Here is a 19712-nt window from a genome sequence, read left to right as displayed (position 1 = left end):
CGGCCCTGTCGCGTCTTGTGGTCTTCCCGTGAATCTCCTACGAAGGCGGATCGGATTGGCACGCGTGGTCCGGCTGAAGGCGGGTAGGCGCGTCTTGCGAACGTACGGAGATGAAATAGGGAGGGTGCAGTGTCCATGGCGACCACGATCTCGACGGGTACCGCCCCGCAGACGACCGATCTGCCGCAGCTGCGCAACCCGGGCGAGGTGGCTCCGAAGGACGCGAAGGAACTCTCGAAGCAGTTCTTCGACCGGCTGGCCGTTCTCGAGGAGGGCACGGAGGAGTACCAATACGTGCGCAACACCCTCATCGAGCTGAATCTCTCCCTGGTCAAGTACGCGGCGACGCGCTTTCGCAACCGGTCCGACCAGATGGAGGACATCATCCAGGTCGGCACCATCGGGCTGATCAAGGCGATCGACCGGTTCGACCTGAGCCGCGAGGTGGAGTTCACCACCTTCGCGATGCCCTGCGTCGTCGGTGAGATCAAGCGGTTCTTCCGCGACACCAGCTGGTCGGTGCACGTGCCCCGGCGGCTCCAGGAACTGCGCATCGACATCGCCCGCGCGACCGACGAACTCTTCCAGCGGCTCGACCGCTCCCCGACGCCCGCCGAACTGGCCGAGCACCTCGGTATGGAGGAGGACGAGGTACTCGAAGGACTCGTCGCCGCGAACGGGTACACGGCGGGCTCCCTGGACCTGCCGCTCGACGACAGCGGCGACAACGCGTCGGAGACGCTCGGGGACCGGCTGGGCGAGCCCGACCGCGAGCTGGAGATCGTGGAGAACGTCCAGGCGCTGAAGCCGCTCATCGAGGAGTTCGACGAGCGGGACCGGCGCATCCTGAAGATGCGGTACGTGGACGAGATGACGCAGTCCGAGATCGGCGCCGAACTCGGCGTCTCCCAGATGCATGTCTCGCGGCTGCTGTCACGGATCACCGCCCGGCTCCGCGAGGGCCTCCTGGCCGTGGAGTGACCGGCGGGCACGACGGGACGCCGCGCGGCGGGTGGAGCGGACGCGGCGTCGACCGGCCGTCACCGGCCCGGCCCTTGAAGGGGCCGGGCCGGTGGCGTGTGTTGAGGCCGCGCCTTTCACAGCCGTGTTTTTCACGGTCATGCCTTTGACGGTCGTGTCCGCCACGGCGGGCGTAGGCCGGCGGGGCTTCGGACGTCTGCCGGGCCGGGCGCGGGCGCGCGGCGGGCGGGAGGCCTCGGCGGGAGGTATGACCGGCGGGGTGCCCCCACGCGGGCGTCGGGGGCGGGGCTAGGGAAGTCTGCCGGGCAGAGTACGCGGCGGGCGGGAGGCGTCGGCGGGGCTCGACGTCTGCGGGCCGGGCGCGCGGAAGGCAGAGGCGTCGGCGGGGGCGGGGCTCCCGGGGCGGCGGGGGGCGTCAGGCGGATTCGGGGCGGGACCAGATGGCTCGTACCGTTTTGCCCTTGGCGCGGGGGCGGACCTCCACGCGGCTCGCCAGCGCCAGCACCATGGGCCAGCCGAAGCCGCCGCCGCCCGCGAAGTCCGGCGTGCGGGCCTCGGGGACGACCGGGCTGGAGTCGTCCAGCTCCACGGCCAGCTCCTCGGGCTCGGCCCGCAGCCGCAGGCGCCACCAGCCCTCGGTGTGGCGCAGGGCGTTGGTGGTCAGTTCGGTCACGACCAGCTGAACGGCGTCCAGGTCGGCCCACGGGCAGTGCTCGGCCAGGAAGCGGGCGGCCGACTCACGGGCCGAGGCGCAGTCGGCGTACGGCGAAACCATGACAACCACAAGCGGCTCCTTCGGTCCTCGTGGCACGTGTACCCAGCCCGCGTGGGTTCACCACGGACCCGGCGACGGTCAGCCGGGGACCCGCCGTACGGTCAGGGCGACGGTGTCGTCCGGATGCAGGATGACCGTGTGCATCTCCTCCGCGATGGCCGCCGGGATCTCCTCTATCGGCCGGTGACGGTGCCTGCGCGCCACCCGCGCCAGCCGCTGTTCGCCCTCGCGGGGGTCGCGGCGGCTCTCGGTCAGCCCGTCGGTGTAGAGCACCAGCAGGTCGCCGGGGCCCAGGCGGTCCCGCAGCAGCCGCTCGCTGCCCGGCAGCGGAAAACCGATACCCCGCCCGCGTACCTCCAGCAGGCTCGTCTCGCCGTCCTCCCGTACGAGAAGGGCGGGCGGATGGCTGCCGTTGGCCAGCACCAGTTCCCCGCTCGCCGGATCGATCCTGACGAGCTGCACGGTGGCCATCAGGTCGTGGTCGAAGGTCGCCAGCACCTCGTCCGTCCTGGCGACGATGGACTCCACGGGGTGGCCCTCCAGGGCCAGGGTGCGTACGGCGTGGGTGACGTTGAGCGCGCTGCGCGTGCTGGTCAGGCCGTGCCCCAGGGCGTCCACCACCGTGATGTGCACGGTGCCGTCCGGCAGGACGAACCAGTCGTAGAGGTCACCGCCGGTCGGGGCGTGCTTCTCCGCCGGTTCGTAGTGCACGGCCATCTCCACCCCCGGCACCCGCACCGGCGGCGGGCGCAGCGCGTCCTCCAGCTGACGCAGTATCCGGCCGTGCGCCTGCCGCAGCTGCTCGTCGCGCTCCTCCAGCTGTACGTACAGGGCCAGCACGCCGCTGTTGGTCTCGGCGAGCTCGTGCTTGAGCCGCTGGTGGTCCTCGGCGAGCGCGTCCATGCGGCTGACCGCCGCGCTCAGCTCCTCCTCCAGCAGCTCGACCAGCCCCGGCGGGTCGTCCCCGGGCGGCGGCTCCTCCAGCGCGGGCGCCGGCAGCCGCCACACCGCGGCCGGTCCGGGCAGCCGCTCCGCGGGCAGCGGCAGCCCGTCCAGCGACGGCCGGCGCGGCGCGTGCGGCAGGTGCAGCCGCACGGTCAGCCGGCCCTCGCCCCGCCCCTCCGCGCGGCCGTCGGGCTGCGGCGGCACCGCCTCCAGCAGTACGGGCCGGCCCGCGGCCAGCTCGCCGGCGGCGACCCGGGTCGCCGACAGCGCGAGCCGGTAGCGAAGCTCGACGGGCAGGCCCGCCCGGTGGGCCAGGCGGCGGAGCGTGCTGCGCAGCCCGGCGAGGGAGTGGTGGGTGGTCATCTGCGGTTTCATGCGTCTCTCCGCGCCGGGCCGAGGGTGAGGACGGTCGCGTCGTCCCGGCTGCGCCGGTATTCGTGGACGAGGGCTCCGGCGAGCAGCGGAGCGGGCAGTGCGGTGAGGAAGGGCGTCGGGGCGTGCGTCCAGCGGCTGTCGATGCCGTCGCTGTGCAGCAGGGCCGTGGCGCCCGAGTCGGCCGGGATGCGGTGCACCCGCGGTTCGGGCATGTTCCAGCCGACGACCCCCGGCTGGCCGCCGAAGCGGTGCCGGATGCCGTCATGTGCGAGGAGGACGGCGCGTACGTTGCCCACCGAGCAGTGCTCGACGCCGTCGCCCGTCAGCCGCAGCAGGCCGACCGCCGCGCCCCGGCTGCGCCGCAGCGCCCGGTTCATCGACCGCATCAGCTGCGGCAGCGGCTGGTCGGCGCCGCGGTGGAAGGCGCGCACGGCGAGCTCGGCCGCCTCGGAGGCGGGTGCCCCGTGCCCCAGCCCGTCCACGACGAGGGCGGTGCGCACGTCCCCGGTGACCGCAAGGCCCCAGGAGTCGCCGCACGCGGTCTCGCCGTCGGCCGGTACGCGCACCGCTCCGACACCCGGCGTGGTGGAGTCGGCGGCGCTGCTGCCGGGCTCGCCGAGGCGGGCGCAGACCACGGTCCCGGCCCCCTCCTTCGTACGGACGGTGAACTCGTCGGCGATCCTGCGCACCGCGCCGAGACCGGAGCCCAGCGTGCGGGTGGTGGTGTACCCATCGGTGAGGCACCGCTCCACGTCGGCCATGCCCGGTCCCCGGTCCACGGCCAGGATCTCCACGCCGGGCCGCAGCGGCAGCGGCTGGATGTACAGCGAGCCGTGCACGGCGTGCTTGGCGACGTTTCCGGCCAGCTCGCTCGCCAGCACGGCGGCCTGGTCCGGCAGGGCGCCCGTGAGCCCCTGGTCCAGCGCCGTTCGCCGGGCGGCGGAGGCCGCGAGCTGGACGGCGCTGTAGTGGTCCACCCGGATGTGGGCGGTGATGGACGGTGACGGCCGCGTCCGCGACCCGGCCGACCCGGCCGACTCGGACGGCCCGGCCCCCGTCCCCGGCGACGGCCGCCCGAGCCGGCCGGTCTGCGAGCGGGTCTGCGATCCCGCCTGCGGGCCGGTCCTCGGCCGCCCCTGCGGCCCGGTCGACGGTCCGTTCGGCGGCCCGTTCTGCGCCCGCATCAGCGGTCGTTCCAGCGCGTGGCGACCACGGTCGTGCCCTGGCCGGGGACGCTGTGCACCTGGAACTCGTGCATCAGCCGCCGCGCCCCGCCCAGGCCGTGCCCGAGCCCCTGGCCCGTGGTGAAACCATCGGTGAGCGCCATCTCCAGGTCCGGGATGCCGGGGCCGTCGTCGCGGACCGTCAGCCGCAGCCCCTTCCGCCCGGAACGGTTCACCAACTGGATCTCCAGGGCACCTCCGCCGCCGTGGACGTAGGCGTTGCGGGCGAGCTCACTGGCCGCGGTGACGATCCTGGTCTGGTCGACGAGCCCGAAGCCGGCTTCCACGGTCGCGGCCCGTACGGCGTGGCGTACCGTCAGCAGGTCCTCCTCGGAGGCGACCTCGTAACGGGAGGCCTTCGACGCACCCGAGGCCCCGGGGGCACCGGACGCACCGGAGGCCCTGGACGCCCCCGCCACCGCGCCCGTGCCGGGGCTGCCGCTCGCGGACGGCCCCGCCGTCAGGCCGGCACGGGCGCCGGGCACGGGGGACCGCTGGGCGACGAGTTCGGGGCCCGCCGCGACCCGTTCACCGCCGAGCGTCACGTCGGACCTCCCCGGCGGGTTGGGGCATGCGGTGCCAGCCGAGCGCGGTCAGGCCCTGCTCCGCGTTGAGGGCGGTTTCCACGCCGGTCAGCCGCAGCCCCAGCTCGACCAGGGTGATGGCGACCGCGGGCCGCATCCCGGCCACGATGACCCGGGCCCCCAAGAGCCGCGCCATGGTGGTCAGCTCCATCAGCGTGCGCGCCACGAAGGAGTCGATGATCTCCAGCCGGGAGATGTCGATCAGGACGCCACGGGCGCCGTCGGCCGCGATCCGCTCGGTGAGCTCGTCGGTGAAGGCCACCGCCGACTGGTCGTCCAGCTCGTTGAGCAGCCCGGTGACCAGGACGTCGCCGAGCCGCAGGATGGGTACGCCGGTGGCGTGAGGGGCCGTCACGCGGTCACCGGCCGTGCGGTGCCCGCGTCGACGGCGGGCTGGTCGGTCAGCTGGATCGCCGCGCCCAGCGCGTCCGCCAGGGTCGCCCGGGTCAGGATGGTGGACAGGTCGATGCCGAGCTGCGCGATGGTCTGGGCGATCGGCGGCCGGATGCCGCTGATGACGCAGTCCGCGCCCATCAGCCGTACCGCGTTGACGGTGTGCATCAGATGCTGGGCGACCGCGGTGTCGACGGCCGGTACGCCGGTGATGTCGATGATGGCGACCTGCGCCTCGTCGTCCTGGATCGCCTGCAACAGGCTCTCCATGACCACCTGCGTACGCGCGGTGTCCAGCGTCCCGATCAGCGGTACGGCCAGGACGTGCCGCCACAGCCGGACCACGGGGGTGGACACTTCGAGCAGCTGGCGGCTCTGCCGCTGGATGATCTCCTCGCGCCCCTCCACGTACGTCTCGAACGACAGCACCCCGGCGGCGTCCAGCAGCCGGTTGACCAGGATGGCGGCGGAGAACAGCTCGGCGGAGTCCCGGGTGGTGTGCTGTACGGCGGAGAGCAGCGCCTCCTTGAGCGACAGGACGGCCATCGACGTGGCGGTCGGCGAAGCGCCCGCCCTCGCCCGGCGCAGCGACAGCTCTATCACCGTCTGGCGCAGTTCGTTGCGGGACGCCACGAGCCGTTCCACCGGCACATCGCTGGCCAGACCCGAGGCCAGGGCGGAGATGAGAAGGTCCGCTTCCTCCCGCACCTCGTGCTCACTCATGTCGGTGCTGAGCACCGCCTGCTCCAGCTGGAGCCGGACCCACCGGTCCGCGATCTCCTCCTCGCGCTCCCGCAAGGCCTCGCAGAGGCGGTCGCGCACGCTCGACTCGCTGGTGTTCACAAGCACCTCTCGCAGTCGGAAGCGGGTCGCGGACGGGTTTCCGGCGGAAGGTGCGGAAACATCAGTGGGTTGGCCGCCCGGCCCCGTTTCTCATGTTCAACGGCGGTTGGGATCGTAATGGCCGTCCGGGGTCAGAAGAAACGTGACTGTGGCCCCGATAACGGCGAGGGCGGTGACCGCCAGGCGCCGGTCACCGCCCTCCCCGCCCGCTCAGCGTGAGGCGGACGTGAGCGGAGCGGCCGGTTCACCGGCCGCCGCCAGCGCCTGTCTGGCCACCCGCAGCGCGTCACGTATGTCACGTGTGCCAGTGGACACACACAGGGTGTAGGCGGTGTCCTCCCGTTGACGCAGGACCTCCTTGTCCACGGTCTGCGAACCCCGCGCGGCCAGCTCCTCATACCTGGCCACCAGCCCGCGCAACACCGTCGGATGTGCCATCAGCACGACAGAACCTCCTCGGAAGCGATGTCACCGACCGAGGGCGCCCCTACCCCGACTTCGCAAGATCATTCCGCCGTCCCGCGTCGTTGCTCGCCACCCCGCCCCGCCGCCCCTCCGGGGCTGCTCAGGGTCCCCGATGTGTCGATTCGTGCGGTGGGGCGCAATGTTTCCCCGTCTGTGCCTCAAGCGCGCAATGATCATTCGTCAATGCGCAACAACGATGCATTACAAGCGCGAAGCTCAGCTCGTAGGCTCGGGGCCCGTACCAGGAGTGGCGGCGACCGCCTGCTCGGCGGTTCCCCTTCCCCCGTGGGCTTTCCCCCTGCCCACGAGCCGCCGCGGGTCGCCTCCGTTTCGACCCGCAGCCATGAAGGAGCCTCCGCAGTGCTGGACCAAGGCGCAGCCCCTCCCGCCACCGAGCCATCCCCGCCCAAGGTGTCCGGGCTCTCCGCTCTCACCCGGCGCAAGCCGGTGGATGTGCTGGTCGCAGAGGGTGGGCAGGGCGAGGGCGGCTCGCTCCGCCGCTCGCTCTCCATGTGGCAGCTGACCATGATCAGCATCGGTGCCACGCTTGGCACCGGCATCTTCGTCGTCCTCGGCGACGCCGTTCCGCAAGCCGGCCCCGCCGTCACGCTGGCGTTTGTGATAGCCGGACTCACCGCGCTCTTCTCCGCCCTCTCGTACGCCGAGCTGGCCGGCTCCATCCCCGTCGCCGGCTCCTCCTACTCGTACGCGTACGCAACGATGGGCGAACTGGTCGCCTGGGTGTGCGGCTGGTGCCTGGTGCTGGAGTACGGCGTGTCCGTGGCCGCCGTGGCCGTCGGCTGGGGCGAGTACCTCAACGAGCTGCTCGACGGCACCATCGGCGTCACCATCCCCGGTGTGCTCTCCTCCGCACCCGGCGAGGGCGGCATCATCAACCTGCCGGCCCTGATCGTCGTGATGCTCGCCATGGTGTTCCTGCTCGGCGGCGCCCGTGAGTCGGCCCGCGCCAACACGATCATGGTCGTGGTGAAGATCGCCGCACTGGTCCTCTTCTGCGCCGTGGGCTTCATGGGCTTCAAGTCCGGCAACTACGCCGACTTCATGCCGCTCGGCATGGCGGGCGTCAGCGCCGCCGGTGCCAGCCTCTTCTTCTCGTACATCGGCTTCGACGCCGCCTCCACCGCCGGTGAGGAGGCCAAGAACCCGCAGCGTGACCTGCCGCGCGCGATCATGCTGTCGCTGATCATCGTCACCACGCTGTACGTCCTGGTCGCCGCCGTCGCCGTCGGCGCCTGGAACTGGAAGGACTTCGAGGGCTCGTCCGCCTCCCTCGCCGCGATCATGAACGATGTCAGCGGCCAGGCCTTCTGGGGCACGCTGCTGGCCGCCGGCGCCGTGATCTCCATCGCGAGCGTGGTCCTGACCGTGCTCTACGGCCAGACCCGCGTCCTGTTCGCGATGTCCCGCGACGGCCTGGTCCCCAAGGCGTTCGGCAAGGTCCACGCCAAGACCGGCACCCCGCGCCTCAACACGATCATCGTGTCGCTGTTCTGCGGCGTGCTGGCCGCCATCATCCCCCTGGGTGAACTGGTCAACGCCACGAGCATCGGCACGCTCTTCGCCTTCGCGCTGGTCAACGTCGCGGTCGTCGTGCTGCGCCACAAGCGCCCCGAGCTGGAGCGCACCTTCAAGGTCCCGTTCGGCCCGGTCTTCCCCGTGCTGGGCTTCGTCTTCTGCGCGTACAACATGTTCAGCCTCGACGCCGTCACCTGGGTGGTCTTCGGAATCTGGATGGCGGTCGGGCTCGTGTTCTACTTCCTGTACGGCATGCGCCGCTCCCGATTGGCCACAGCAGAGAAGTGATCGACCCGTAGTGCGACTGAACGATCTCGACGAACGCATCGTCCACGCCCTCGCCGAGGACGCCCGCCGGTCCTACGCCGACATCGGCTCGCTCGTCGGCCTCTCCGCGCCCGCGGTCAAGCGGCGCGTGGACCGGCTGCGGGCCGAGGGCGCCATCACCGGATTCACCGTCCGGGTGGACCCGGCGGCGCTCGGCTGGGAGACCGAGGGCTTCATCGAGATCTACGCACGCGGCAACACCTCGCCCGAAACCATCCAGCGCGGCCTGGAGCGGTACCCGGAAGTCGCGTCCGCGTCCACCGTCACCGGTGACGCGGACGCGATCGTCCAGGTCTTCGCGTCCGACATGCGCCACTTCGAGCGCGTACTGGAGCGGATCGCGGGCGAGCCGTTCGTGGAACGCACCAAGTCGGTGCTGGTGCTCTCGCCGCTGCTGCGGCGCTTCTCGTCCGGCTCCCCGGCGTAGTCTCCCCGCCGGGGGCGGGGCACGTCCGACGCCGTCCGGCCCCGCCCCGAGCGGTGCGCAACGAATCACCGATGAGGGTCGTATCCGCGCAACGGATCAACGGTCGGTCCGCAACGGTCACGTCTTGTCCTGCGATGACCCCGGACCGTACCGTTTTGAACGTCTTCTCGACGCCTTCCCCGCCCCTCACGCACCCCGACAGAGGTCTGCCGATGCCGCCGCTGCGCACCGCCCTGCTCCAGAGCTCCGGACAGCCCGGTGACGTCGCCGCCAACCTCAAGGTCCTCGACGAGGCCGCCGCCCGCGCCGCCGCCACCGGCGCCGGCCTGCTGGTCGCCCCCGAGATGTTCCTGACCGGGTACGCGATCGGCGACGGCGTCGCCCGGCTGGCCGAGCCCGCCGACGGCCCCTCCGCGGCGGCGATCGCCGACATGGCCGTACGCCATGGCCTCGGCATCGTCTACGGCTACCCGGAGCGCGACGGCGAGCGGGTGTTCAACTCCGCGCAGCTGATCGGCCCGGATGGCGCCCGGCTCGCGAACTACCGCAAGACCCACCTCTACGGCGGCTTCGAGACCGACTCGTTCACGCCCGGCGACCAGCCGGTGGTCCAGGCGGAGCTCGGCGGGCTGCGCGTCGGCCTGATGATCTGCTACGACGTGGAGTTCCCCGAGAACGTCCGGGCGCACGCGCTGGCCGGCACCGAGCTCCTGCTGGTGCCGACCGCGCTGATGCACCCCGCCGAGGTGGTCGCCGAGTCCGTCGTACCGGTGCGCGCCTTCGAGAACCAGATGTACATCGCGTACGCCAACCGCACCGGGCTCGAGGGCGCGTTCGAGTTCGTCGGCCTCTCCGCCCTCGCCGGCCCCGACGGCACCGCCCGAGCCCGCGCCGGCCGCGGCGAGGAGTTGGTCACCGGCGACGCCGATCCGGAGCTGCTGTCCTCCTCGCGCGAGCGGAACCCCTACCTGCGCGACCGCCGCCCCGGCCTCTACACCTCCCTCGTCTGAGCCTCACCCACCAGCTTTCCGCAAGGAGTCCGTACCCCATGACGTCCACGGTGCCCACCGCCGTCCAGCACACCGACGCGCAGCCGCCGATCACCATGTTCGGCCCGGACTTCCCGTACGCGTACGACGACTACCTCGCCCACCCGGCCGGCCTCGGCCAGATACCCGCGACCGAGCACGGCACCGAGGTCGCCGTCATCGGCGGCGGGCTCTCCGGCATCGTCGCCGCGTACGAGCTGATGAAGATGGGCCTCAAGCCCGTCGTCTACGAGGCCGACCAGATCGGCGGCCGGCTGCGTACCGTCGGCTTCGAGGGCACGGGCACGGAGGGGCTGACCGCCGAGATGGGCGCCATGCGCTTCCCGCCCTCCTCGACGGCGCTCCAGCACTACATCGACCTGGTGGGCCTGGAGACCCGGCCCTTCCCGAACCCGCTCGCCGAGGCCACGCCCTCGACCGTCGTCGACCTCAAGGGCGAGTCGCACTACGCGCAGACCATCGACGACCTGCCGCAGGTCTACCGCGACGTGGCCAAGGCCTGGAACGACTGCCTGGAGGAGGGCGCGGACTTCTCCGACATGAACCGCGCCATGCGCGAGCGTGACGTCCCGCGCATCCGCGAGATCTGGGCCAAGCTGGTCGAGAAGCTCGACAACCAGACCTTCTACGGTTTCCTGTGCGAGTCCGAGGCGTTCAAGTCCTTCCGCCACCGTGAGATCTTCGGCCAGGTCGGTTTCGGCACCGGCGGCTGGGACACCGACTTCCCCAACTCCATCCTGGAGATCCTCCGCGTCGTCTACACCGAGGCGGACGACCACCACCGCGGCATCGTCGGCGGCTCCCAGCAGCTGCCGCTGCGGCTGTGGGAGCGCGAGCCGGAGAAGATCGTCCACTGGCCGCTCGGTACGTCGCTGAAGTCGCTCCACGACGGCGACCCCAAGCCCGCCGTGACCCGCCTGCACCGCACCGCCGGCAACCGCATCACGGTCACCGACGCCAACGGCGACATCCGCACATACCAGGCGGCGATCTTCACCGCCCAGTCCTGGATGCTGCTGTCCAAGATCGCCTGTGACGACTCGCTGTTCCCCATCGACCACTGGACGGCGATGGAGCGCACCCACTACATGGAGTCGTCCAAGCTCTTCGTCCCGGTCGACCGGCCCTTCTGGCTGGACAAGGACGAGGAGACCGGCCGTGACGTCATGTCGATGACGCTCACCGACCGGATGACCCGCGGTACCTACCTGCTGGACGACGGCCCCGACAAGCCGGCCGTCATCTGCCTGTCGTACACCTGGTGCGACGACAGCCTGAAGTGGCTGCCGCTGTCCGCGCAGGAGCGCATGGAGGTCATGCTCAAGTCGCTCGGCGAGATCTACCCGAAGGTCGACATCCGCAAGCACATCATCGGCAACCCGGTGACCGTGTCCTGGGAGAACGAGCCCTACTTCATGGGCGCGTTCAAGGCCAACCTGCCGGGTCACTACCGCTACCAGCGCCGCCTGTTCACCCACTTCATGCAGGACCGGCTGCCCGAGGACAAGCGGGGCATCTTCCTCGCGGGCGACGACATCTCCTGGACGGCGGGCTGGGCCGAGGGCGCCGTCCAGACCGCGCTCAACGCGGTGTGGGGCGTCATGCACCACTTCGGCGGTGCGACCGACGCCACCAACCCGGGTCCGGGCGACGTCTACGACGAGATCGCGCCGGTCGAACTCCCCGAGGACTGACGGGCAGGGGGCGGGGCGACGCTAGGCGCACAGCGTGAGCGGTGTCAGCAGCATCCGCCCCACCAGGCCCATGGAGCGGTCGAGGCGTTCGGTGAACTCCTCGGCCAGCTCCGGCAGCCGCCTCAGCTGCCACAGCGAGCGGGCCGACAGCCAGGCCCCGTCCCGGGCCCGCTCCAGGCTCCAGCAGCCCAGCAGATGCGTCAGCGGGTCGGCGATCTCCAGCAGGTCGGGCCCCGGCATCAGCTCTTCGCGGATGCGCTCCTCCAGCAGTGTGAGGATGTCGCCCACGCGGTCGAACTCGGCTTCCAGGTCGGCCGGGCCGCAGCCGAGCGTACGGCAGGTGTCCACCACCGCCAGGGCCAGATCGTGGCCGATGTGCGCGTTGATACCGGCCAGGGCGAACTGCAGCGGCCGTACGCCGGGATGGCGGCGGTACTGGAACAGCGGCCGCCAGCACGCCGGCGGCCGCCCGCCCGCCGCGACCGCGTCCACCGCCGCGAGATACCGCTCGGCGAAACGTACGTCCAGGGTGACGGCGGCCCGCCGGTCGGCGAACTCCCCCGCGTCGATACGCCGGCCGACCTCCTCCGTGACCGTGAGGTAGACCCGGTTGAAGACCGCCACCCCGTCCGCCGCCGGCCACAGGGAGCGCAGCGCGCGCATCCGCGCCACCACCGGGTCGACCGTCAGCGGGAACTCTTCGATCTGCGCCATGGGGGGCAGCGTCCCAGCAGCCAGGCCCCGCGTGGTGTCATCGGGCCCGGCTTCCCCGGAATGGGCGAACGGCACGCACCGGCAAGATCCAGGAGACAGGCCCTAAGCGTGCGGGTCGTAGGCGGAGGTGCCCGAGTCCAGCAGGGGTTCCTGCTCCTCCATGCGGGCCTTCATATGGGCGGGGGCGAAGGCGCGCAGCACGTGGTAGCCGGTGATGACGACGATCGTGCCGAGCGCGATGCCGCCCAGCTCGAAGGTGTCGGTGATCTTCAGGCTGACGCCGCCGACGCCGATGATGATGCCCGCGGCGGCCGGGACCAGGTTCAGCGGGTTGCGCAGATCCACCTTGGCGTTGATCCAGATCTGGGCGCCCAGCAGGCCGATCATGCCGTACAGGATGACGGTGATCCCGCCCAGTACGCCGCCGGGGATGGCGGCCACGACGGCGCCGAACTTGGGGCACAGCCCGAAGAGCAGCGCGAAACCGGCGGCGGCCCAGTAGGCGGCCGTGGAATAGACGCGGGTGGCGGCCATGACGCCGATGTTCTCCGAGTACGTGGTGTTCGGCGGGCCGCCCACGGCGGTGGACAGCATGGAGGCGGCGCCGTCGGCGGCGATGGCGGTGCCCAGCTTGTCGTCCAGCGGGTCGCCGGTCATCTCGCCGACGGCCTTGACGTGTCCGGCGTTCTCGGCGATCAGCGCGATCACGACCGGCAGCGCGACCAGGATGGCGGACCACTCGAACGCCGGGGCGTGGAAGGACGGCAGCCCGATCCAGTCCGCCTTGGCCACCGCGGAGAGGTCGAGCCGCCAGTGGTCGACGGCCTCGGCGCCGCCGGCGGGGGAGTGGATCTTGCCGAAGGCCAGGTCGAAGACCCAGGAGAGGGCGTAACCGAAGATCAGTCCCAGCAAGATCGCGATCCGTGACCAGAAGCCGCGCAGGCACACCACGGCCAGACCGGTGAACAGCATCACCAGCAGCGCGGTCCACTGGTCCTGCGGCCAGTACGTCGACGCCGTCACCGGAGCCAGGTTGAAACCGATCAGCATGACCACCGCGCCGGTCACGACCGGTGGCATCGCCGCGTGGATGATCCGCGCCCCGAACCGCCGCACGGCCAGCCCCGCCAGGAACAGCACGGCGCCGACCACCAGGACCGCCCCGGTGACGGTGGCGCTGTCCCCGCCGGTGGCCCGGATGGCGGCGGCCACGCCGACGAAGGACAGCGAGCAGCCCAGGTAGCTGGGCACCGTGCCGCGCGTCGCGAGCAGGAAGATCACCGTCGCGACGCCGGACATCATGATCGCGAGGTTCGGGTCGAGCCCCATGAGGACGGGCGCGACGAACGAGGCGCCGAACATGGCCACCACGTGCTGCGCGCCGAGTCCGGCCGTACGCGGCCACGACAGCCGCTCATCGGGTCGGACGACAGCCCCGGGAGCGGGGGTTCGCCCGTCGCCGTGCAGGCTCCAGCGCACGCCGAGGTTCATGGGGGGTGGCTCCAGTTCTCCGGTTCGTTCTCCGGCTCGGGGGGCCGCCCCCGCGCGGCCGGATCCCGGCCGGGGAGCGGCCGGAAAAGACCATCCGCCATGGTAATCGGACTGCCGTACGATCCCGGGACAGCGCGTACGACCCGGACGGCGCGTACGACTCCGGGACGGCCGGTTACGGCCCCGGGACGGCGCGTACGACTCGGACGGCCCGCACGGCCCCGGGACGGTCCGTGCGACCCGGACGGCCCGCACGACCCAGGATGGCCCGTGCGCCCGGTGCCGGGCGCACGGGCCATCCTGGCCGCGTGGGGCTCGGCCCGGCGCCGTCAGTGCCGGGCCTTCTCCGTCACCGTCGCGCCGGTCTTCGCGCGGGTCACCCGGTCGCCCGCGCGCAGCACCCCCGCGCCCGCCACCAGGCCGAACGCCAGCAGGGTGACCAGGCCGAACGACACGGTCAGCGAGGTCGCGTCGGCCACCCCGCCGATCGCGGACGGCGCGATCAGGCCCGAGGTATACGTGATGGTGGCCACGCCCGCGATCGCCTGGCTCGGGTTGGGGCCGCTGCGTCCCGCCGCCGCGAAGGCCAGCGGTACGACGACGGCCACGCCGAGCCCGAGCAGCCCGAATCCGGCCATCGCGGCCGCCGGGTGCGGCGCGGTGACCACCAGGGCGCCCCCCGCGGTCGCGGCGACGCCCCCGACCCGTACCGTGCGCACCGCGCCGAACCGGTCGACGACCCTGTCGCCGAACAGCCGCGCCACCGCCATGGTCGCGGCGAACGCGGTGGTCGAGGCGGCCGCGAGGCCCGCCGACGTACCCAGCTGATCGCGCAGGTAGACCGCCGACCAGTCCAGGCTCGCGCCCTCGGCGAACACCCCGCAGAACCCGATCGCGCCGATGGCCAGCGCCGACCTGGGCGGCAGCGCGAACCGCGGCGGCGCCTGGTCCTCCGGCGCGCTGCGCAGGTCCAGGACGCCCTGGCAGAAGACCAGGCCGAGCGCGGTGAGCGCGGCCGCCGCGATGAGGTGGTGCAGCCGGGCGTCACCGCCCAGGTGCGCGGCGAGCGTCCCCGCGGCCGAGCCGATCAGGGCGCCGGTGCTCCACATGCCGTGCAGGCTCGACATGATCGACTTGTCGAGCCGGTTCTCGACCTCGACGCCCAGCGCGTTCATCGCCACGTCCGACATGCCCGCAGTGGCCCCGAAAACGAACAGTGCCCCGCACAGCCCGTAGACGTTCGGCGCCAGGGAGGGCAGGACCAGCGACACCGTCCACAGCGTGAGCAACGCGCGCAGCGCGGGGCGGGCGCCGAAACGGTGGCTGATCGCTCCCGCCACCGGCATCGCGAGCGAGGCGCCCAGCGCGGGGAAGGCGAGCGCCAGGCCCAGCTGGCCCGCGCTGACCCCGGCGTGGTCCTGGATCCATGGGATACGCGTGGCGAAGCTGCCCGTGACGGCCCCGTGCACACAGAAGACGGCGGCCACGGCGAACCGCGCCCGCCTCAGCCGCTCCTTGCCGAACACCGCGTCGTGTGCCACGGGCCCTCCCCGGTCGCTCTCGCCCTGTGTGATGGGCGGTAAATTATCAGGAACCCTGCCTGTTAGTAAGACGGCAGGAAGAGCCTGCCGAACGCGTCTGAGAGGATCCCGGCATGCCCGCATCGCCCAGCACCGCCCGGGCCATCAACGACCGGCTCGCCCTCCGACTGCTCCAGGACGAAGGCCCGTTGACGGCAGGTCAGCTGAAGACCCTGACCGGACTGTCCCGGCCCACGGTCGCGGACCTGGTCGAACGGCTCCAGGACTCCGGGCTGATCCAGGTCGTCGGCGAGGCGGGCGCCGAGCGCCGCGGCCCCAACGCCCGGCTGTACGGGATCGTCGCCGACCGCGCACACCTCGCCGCCCTCGACGTACGCACCGACAGCGTCTCCGTCGTCGTCACCGACCTGCTCGGCGCCACGCTCGCCGAGGCGTCCCTGCCGATGGGGCCCGACGACCACACCGGGGCCGCCGTGGAGCGCGCGGTGGCGCTGCTGGAACGCACGGTGGCCGAGGCGGGCGTACGGCGGCTGCACAGCGTCGGCGTCGGGGCGCCGGGGCTGATCGACCCCGCCACGGGCGAGCTGCGGGACTCCACCGGCCTGCCCGCCTGGCACCGGCGGCTCGTCCCCGTGCTCCAGCAGCGCCTGCCCGCGACGGTGCTCGTCGAGAACGAGACCAACCTCGCGGCCCTCGCCGAACAGCGCGAGGGTGCCGCCCGCGACCGCGACACCTTCGTCCTGCTCTGGCTCGGCCACGGCGTCGGCGCGGCCGTCCTCCTCGACGGCGGGCTGCGGCGCGGCGCCTCGGGCGGCGCCGGCGAGATCGGGTTCCTGCCCGTGCCGGGCACGGGCGGCCTGCCGTCGGCGACCGGCTGCGACGGCGGCTTCCACGCGCTGGTGGGGTCGGTGGCGGTGCGCGAGCTGGCACGGGAGCACGGGATCGACGTCGCCGACCGGGGCGCGGACCCGGCCGGCGCGGTGGCGGTCCGCACGGCTCTGGCCACCGGGCGCGGGGACGCGTTCCTGGACGCCCTCGCCGGGCGCCTCGCCCTCGGGGCGGCCGCGGTCAGCGCCGTACTCGACCCCGGCTGCGTGGTCCTGGGCGGCGAACTCGGCCACGCGGGCGGCACCGCGCTCGCCACCCGCGTCGAGACCCGGCTGGCCGCGCTCAGCCCGCTGCGTACGGAGGTGAGGGCGAGCGCGCTGGGCGGCGCCGCGGTGCTGCGCGGTGCGCTCCTCACGGTCAGGGACGCCGCCCAGGACGAGCTGTTCGCCGCCACCCGCTGAACGGCCACCTGGGGAACGCCCGCGCGCAAGAAGCGCCCCCCTGAACGGCCATCCCCAGAACGGCCGCGCGCGCAAGGCGCCCCCTGAACGGCCACCTCGTAACGCCCGCGCGCAAGAAGCGCCCCCTGAACGGCCGTACGCGCAAGGCGACCCCCTGAACGGCCGCCCGCCGAACGGCTACGCGCCGAACCGGCCGGTCAGGAACTCCTCGAACGTCACCTTGCCGACCGCGTTCGCGGGCGTCAGGTGCCCGCCCGCGCGCATCCCCCGGTACGCCTTGCCCGCCAGCGGGACGCTCACCACCGGGCGGCGACGCCCCGACGCCCGCAGATAGGCCCGGGCCAGCTCCGGGAACGTCCGCACCTCGGGGCCGCCCATGTCCGCCACCCGGCCCGCGGGCGCGCCCGCGGCCAGCCCGGCGAGGCGGGCGGCGACCTCCGTGACCTCGATGGGCTGATCGCTCACCCCCGCCGGGAGCGGCATCACCGGCAGCTTGGCCACCGCCTCCAGCAGCTTCAGCACCAGGTCGTGGAACTGCGTCGTCCGCAGGATCGTCCAGCCGAGCCCCGACTCCTCGATCAGCCGCTCCACCGCCAGCTTGGTGCGGTAGTAGCCGAGCGGCACCCGGTCCACGCCCACGATCGAGATGTAGACGAGGTGGCCCACCCCGGCCTGCCGCGCCGCCGCGATCAGGTTCCGCGCGGCCCGCTCGTCGCCGCCGCGCGGCCGGCTCGCGCAGTGCACCACCGTGTCCACCCCCACGAGCGCCGCGTCCAGCCCCGTACCGCCCTCGCGCAGATCGACCGCGTACGGCACCGTGTGCCGGCTCAGCACCCGCACCTCGTGCCCGTCCGCCCGCAGCAGCTCCGTGACGTGCCTGCCGAGTGTGCCGGTCCCGCCGGTCACCAGAATCGTCGTCATCCCCAGATCCTCCCGCCATGACGTGGGCAGCGGGGATGGGGTTGCCTTGTGAGGCAGGCCACAGCGCTCACCCCCATGGGTGACGATCAGCCATGGCACACTGGCCCTGTATCAGCAGCAGCGCACTCCGGGGTCGGTGTAATTCCGAACCGGCGGTTACAGTCCGCGACCCGGCCGCATCCAGTGGCCGGTTGACCAGGTGAAATTCCTGGACCGACGGTGAAAGTCCGGATGGGAGGCAGTGCGCGGCGGGTGAGCCCTTCATGGGTGCGCCGGCCGTATGTCCGCTGGTCGCCGCTGGACGGCGACCGGTGACTTCGGCCCAGGCGCGCGGCCCCATGCGGTGGCGTTCCCGCTTCTGTCGTCACCGACAGGCCCCGGAGTCCGCGCCCGAAGAGGCAGGAGGACCCGGTGGCCACCGAAGCCGACGCGCACGCCATGCGCCGCGCCATCGCGCTCGCCGCCCGCGGACTCGGCTCCACCAGCCCCAACCCCGTCGTCGGGTGCGTCGTCCTCGACGCCTCCGGCCACCAGGTGGGCGAAGGCTGGCACCAGCGTGCCGGCGGCCCGCACGCCGAGGTCCACGCCCTGCGCCAGGCCGGCGTCCTCGCCCGCGGCGGCACCGCGTACGTCACCCTCGAACCCTGCGACCACACCGGCCGCACCGGCCCCTGCGCCCAGGCGCTCATCGACGCCGGGATCGCCCGGGTCGTGTACGCGGTGGGCGACCCCGACCCCCGGGCCACCGGCGGCGCCGGCACCCTCCGCGCGGCCGGCGTCGAGGTCGTCGCCGGGGTCCTCGCCGACGAGGCCGAGGCGGGCAACGCCGCCTGGCTCACCTCCGTACGCCTCGGCCGCCCCTACGTCCTGTGGAAGTACGCCGCCGGGCTCGACGGCCGCATCGCCGCCGCGGACGGCACGAGCCGCTGGATCAGCTCGCCCGAGTCCCGCGCCGACGTCCACCGGCTTCGCGCCGAGGCCGACGCCGTGATCGTCGGCTCCGGCACCGCCCGCGCGGACGACCCGCACCTCGCCGTACGCGGCATCGAGGGCGCCGTGCAGCCGCTGCGGGTCGTGGTCGACACCGAGGCCACCGCCGTCCGGCCCGGCGCCCGCGTCCTGGACGACGCCGGGCCGACCCTGGTCGCGGTCGCCGAGGACGCCGAGACGGATCTCCCCGATGTCGTACGCCTTCCCCGAGCCGGCCGCGGCCTGTCCGTTCCCGCCCTGCTGGACGCCCTGCACGCCCGTGGCGTCCGCTCCGTACTCCTCGAAGGCGGCCCGACCCTCGCCGGATCGTTCGTCGCCGCCGGAGCCGTCGACAAGGTCGTCGGCTACCTCGCCCCGGTCCTCCTCGGCGCGGGCCCCGCCGCCCTCGCCGACGCCGGGATCACCACCCTCACCGACGCGTTGCGGCTGCACGTCAGCGAGACCGTACGCATCGGCCCCGACCTGCGCGTCACCGCAGTCCCCGTCCCCACCCCCAAGGAGCACTGAGTGTTCACCGGAATCGTCGAAGAGCTGGGTGAGGTCACCGCCGTCGAGAACCTCGGCGACGCCTCCCGCTTCCGCCTGCGCGGCCCCCTCGTCACGGACGGCGCCAAGCACGGCGACTCGATCGCCGTCAACGGCGTCTGCCTCACCGTCGTGGAGAGCGCCGAGGGCGAGTTCACCGCCGATGTGATGGCCGAGACCCTCAGCCGCTCCAGCCTCGGCGCGCTTGCCCCCGGCTCCCGGGTGAACCTGGAACGGCCCATGGCGGTCGGCGACCGGCTCGGCGGCCACATCGTCCAGGGCCACGTCGACGGCACCGGCACGATCCTGGAGCGCACGCCCTCCGAGAACTGGGAGATCGTCAAGGTCTCCCTCCCCGGCCCCTTGCGGCGGTACGTCGTGGAGAAGGGCTCCATCACGGTGGACGGCGTCAGCCTCACCGTCGTCGACGCCGGCCCCGACTACTTCACCGTCAGCCTGATCCCCACGACCCTCGCGCTGACCACGCTCGGCACCAAGCGGAGCGGCGACCCCGTCAACCTGGAGGTCGACGTCATCGCCAAGTACGTCGAGCGCCTGATGGGCGCCCGGGCCAAGGAGACCGCCCAGTGAACTGGCTCAATTCCGAGGCCTTCACCGTCCTGG

At 72.6% G+C, this 19712-nt stretch carries 19 protein-coding genes and 1 riboswitch; of the genes, 8 read left to right on the top strand and 11 right to left on the bottom strand.

The features are described from left to right. Positions 1 to 135: 135 nt before the first annotated feature. Positions 136 to 981: an RNA polymerase sigma factor SigF gene (locus QWM81_RS17390; protein WP_290112934.1), complete on the top strand. Its 846-nt coding sequence runs from the start codon at positions 136 to 138 to the stop codon at positions 979 to 981. A 415-nt stretch (positions 982 to 1396) separates the two neighbouring features. Here the strand turns inward: QWM81_RS17390 and QWM81_RS17385 are convergent, their stop codons facing one another. From QWM81_RS17385 to QWM81_RS17355, 7 genes are all read right to left on the bottom strand, one after another. Then, a complete protein-coding gene (locus QWM81_RS17385; RefSeq protein ID WP_290112946.1) occupies positions 1397 to 1756 on the bottom strand; it encodes an ATP-binding protein in 360 nt (119 codons plus the stop codon). A 78-nt stretch (positions 1757 to 1834) separates the two neighbouring features. After that, a complete protein-coding gene (locus QWM81_RS17380) occupies positions 1835 to 3076 on the bottom strand; it encodes a PP2C family protein-serine/threonine phosphatase (RefSeq protein ID WP_290112933.1) in 1242 nt (413 codons plus the stop codon). Next, positions 3073 to 4260 carry an ATP-binding protein gene (locus QWM81_RS17375; RefSeq protein WP_290112932.1) on the bottom strand — a complete coding sequence of 396 codons (1188 nt, stop codon included), beginning with the start codon at positions 4258 to 4260 and terminating at the stop codon, positions 3073 to 3075. Before QWM81_RS17375 ends, QWM81_RS17380 begins: the two co-directional genes overlap by 4 nt. After that, positions 4260 to 4844, bottom strand: a complete 585-nt coding sequence (locus QWM81_RS17370) for an anti-sigma regulatory factor (RefSeq protein WP_290112931.1) — start codon at positions 4842 to 4844, stop codon at positions 4260 to 4262. Before QWM81_RS17370 ends, QWM81_RS17375 begins: the two co-directional genes overlap by 1 nt. Beyond that, entirely contained in the window at positions 4828 to 5238 is a 411-nt protein-coding gene (locus tag QWM81_RS17365; RefSeq protein WP_290112930.1) for an STAS domain-containing protein, read from the bottom strand. The genes QWM81_RS17370 and QWM81_RS17365 overlap by 17 nt, the downstream gene beginning before the upstream one ends. After that, positions 5235 to 6119 (bottom strand): STAS domain-containing protein, encoded by an 885-nt coding sequence (locus tag QWM81_RS17360; protein WP_290112929.1) that lies wholly within the window; start codon positions 6117 to 6119, stop codon positions 5235 to 5237. Before QWM81_RS17360 ends, QWM81_RS17365 begins: the two co-directional genes overlap by 4 nt. A 210-nt stretch (positions 6120 to 6329) precedes the next feature. Further along, the gene (locus tag QWM81_RS17355) at positions 6330 to 6557 is read right to left on the bottom strand and encodes a DUF5133 domain-containing protein (RefSeq protein ID WP_290112928.1); all 228 of its coding nucleotides are present in this window, start codon (positions 6555 to 6557) and stop codon (positions 6330 to 6332) included. Positions 6558 to 6944: 387 nt separating this feature from the next. On the opposite strand from QWM81_RS17355, the gene QWM81_RS17350 reads away from it, so the two are divergent. From QWM81_RS17350 to QWM81_RS17335, 4 genes are all read left to right on the top strand, one after another. Further along, entirely contained in the window at positions 6945 to 8408 is a 1464-nt protein-coding gene (locus QWM81_RS17350; protein WP_290112927.1) for an amino acid permease, read from the top strand. A gap of 10 nt (positions 8409 to 8418) precedes the next feature. Then, positions 8419 to 8874 carry an Lrp/AsnC family transcriptional regulator gene (locus QWM81_RS17345; protein ID WP_073758005.1) on the top strand — a complete coding sequence of 152 codons (456 nt, stop codon included), beginning with the start codon at positions 8419 to 8421 and terminating at the stop codon, positions 8872 to 8874. Between the two features lie 212 nt (positions 8875 to 9086). Then, entirely contained in the window at positions 9087 to 9884 is a 798-nt protein-coding gene (locus QWM81_RS17340) for a carbon-nitrogen hydrolase family protein (protein ID WP_290112944.1), read from the top strand. A 38-nt stretch (positions 9885 to 9922) separates the two neighbouring features. After that, positions 9923 to 11617: a flavin monoamine oxidase family protein gene (locus tag QWM81_RS17335; RefSeq protein ID WP_290112926.1), complete on the top strand. Its 1695-nt coding sequence runs from the start codon at positions 9923 to 9925 to the stop codon at positions 11615 to 11617. Positions 11618 to 11638: 21 nt separating this feature from the next. Here the strand turns inward: QWM81_RS17335 and QWM81_RS17330 are convergent, their stop codons facing one another. The 3 genes from QWM81_RS17330 to QWM81_RS17320 all read right to left on the bottom strand — a co-directional run bounded on the left by QWM81_RS17330 (position 11639) and on the right by QWM81_RS17320 (position 15363). Further along, positions 11639 to 12331 carry a DUF5995 family protein gene (locus QWM81_RS17330; protein WP_290112925.1) on the bottom strand — a complete coding sequence of 231 codons (693 nt, stop codon included), beginning with the start codon at positions 12329 to 12331 and terminating at the stop codon, positions 11639 to 11641. 102 nt (positions 12332 to 12433) lie between these two features. After that, entirely contained in the window at positions 12434 to 13822 is a 1389-nt protein-coding gene (locus QWM81_RS17325; RefSeq protein WP_290112924.1) for a uracil-xanthine permease family protein, read from the bottom strand. Between the two features lie 329 nt (positions 13823 to 14151). Further along, positions 14152 to 15363 (bottom strand): MFS transporter, encoded by a 1212-nt coding sequence (locus QWM81_RS17320; protein ID WP_290112923.1) that lies wholly within the window; start codon positions 15361 to 15363, stop codon positions 14152 to 14154. Between the two features lie 113 nt (positions 15364 to 15476). On the opposite strand from QWM81_RS17320, the gene QWM81_RS17315 reads away from it, so the two are divergent. Continuing rightward, entirely contained in the window at positions 15477 to 16652 is a 1176-nt protein-coding gene (locus QWM81_RS17315) for an ROK family transcriptional regulator (RefSeq protein ID WP_290112922.1), read from the top strand. Positions 16653 to 16829: 177 nt separating this feature from the next. On the opposite strand, the gene QWM81_RS17310 is transcribed toward QWM81_RS17315, so the two are convergent. Then, complete coding sequence (locus QWM81_RS17310) at positions 16830 to 17573, bottom strand: SDR family oxidoreductase (RefSeq protein WP_290112921.1); 744 nt, start codon at positions 17571 to 17573, stop codon at positions 16830 to 16832. A gap of 118 nt (positions 17574 to 17691) precedes the next feature. Further along, positions 17692 to 17822: riboswitch (FMN riboswitch) on the top strand. A 162-nt stretch (positions 17823 to 17984) separates the two neighbouring features. On the opposite strand from QWM81_RS17310, the gene ribD reads away from it, so the two are divergent. Together ribD and QWM81_RS17300 are read left to right on the top strand one after the other, a co-directional pair. Continuing rightward, positions 17985 to 19070, top strand: coding sequence for a bifunctional diaminohydroxyphosphoribosylaminopyrimidine deaminase/5-amino-6-(5-phosphoribosylamino)uracil reductase RibD (gene ribD / locus QWM81_RS17305; RefSeq protein ID WP_290112920.1), 1086 nt, complete (start codon positions 17985 to 17987; stop codon positions 19068 to 19070). Beyond that, positions 19071 to 19679, top strand: coding sequence for a riboflavin synthase (locus tag QWM81_RS17300; protein ID WP_290112919.1), 609 nt, complete (start codon positions 19071 to 19073; stop codon positions 19677 to 19679). It abuts the gene before it with no gap. The last annotated feature ends 33 nt before the right edge of the window (positions 19680 to 19712 follow it).

The sequence above is a fragment of the Streptomyces ficellus genome (assembly GCF_030406405.1).
GTDB classification, from domain to species: Bacteria; Actinomycetota; Actinomycetes; order Streptomycetales; family Streptomycetaceae; genus Streptomyces; species Streptomyces ficellus_B.
This window is presented reverse-complemented; position numbering and strand designations above follow the sequence as displayed.

Bases quoted from the DNA above. Each gene is read 5' to 3' on its own strand.
- QWM81_RS17390 (WP_290112934.1), top strand. From the start codon at position 136: ATGGCGACCACGATCTCGACGGGTACCGCCCCGCAGACGACCGATCTG.
- QWM81_RS17385 (WP_290112946.1), bottom strand. From the start codon at position 1,756: ATGGTTTCGCCGTACGCCGACTGCGCCTCGGCCCGTGAGTCGGCCGCC.
- QWM81_RS17380 (WP_290112933.1), bottom strand. From the start codon at position 3,076: ATGAAACCGCAGATGACCACCCACCACTCCCTCGCCGGGCTGCGCAGC.
- QWM81_RS17375 (WP_290112932.1), bottom strand. From the start codon at position 4,260: ATGCGGGCGCAGAACGGGCCGCCGAACGGACCGTCGACCGGGCCGCAG.
- QWM81_RS17355 (WP_290112928.1), bottom strand. From the start codon at position 6,557: ATGGCACATCCGACGGTGTTGCGCGGGCTGGTGGCCAGGTATGAGGAG.
- QWM81_RS17340 (WP_290112944.1), top strand. From the start codon at position 9,087: ATGCCGCCGCTGCGCACCGCCCTGCTCCAGAGCTCCGGACAGCCCGGT.
- QWM81_RS17335 (WP_290112926.1), top strand. From the start codon at position 9,923: ATGACGTCCACGGTGCCCACCGCCGTCCAGCACACCGACGCGCAGCCG.
- QWM81_RS17330 (WP_290112925.1), bottom strand. From the start codon at position 12,331: ATGGCGCAGATCGAAGAGTTCCCGCTGACGGTCGACCCGGTGGTGGCG.
- QWM81_RS17325 (WP_290112924.1), bottom strand. From the start codon at position 13,822: ATGAACCTCGGCGTGCGCTGGAGCCTGCACGGCGACGGGCGAACCCCC.
- QWM81_RS17315 (WP_290112922.1), top strand. From the start codon at position 15,477: ATGCCCGCATCGCCCAGCACCGCCCGGGCCATCAACGACCGGCTCGCC.
- QWM81_RS17310 (WP_290112921.1), bottom strand. From the start codon at position 17,573: ATGACGACGATTCTGGTGACCGGCGGGACCGGCACACTCGGCAGGCAC.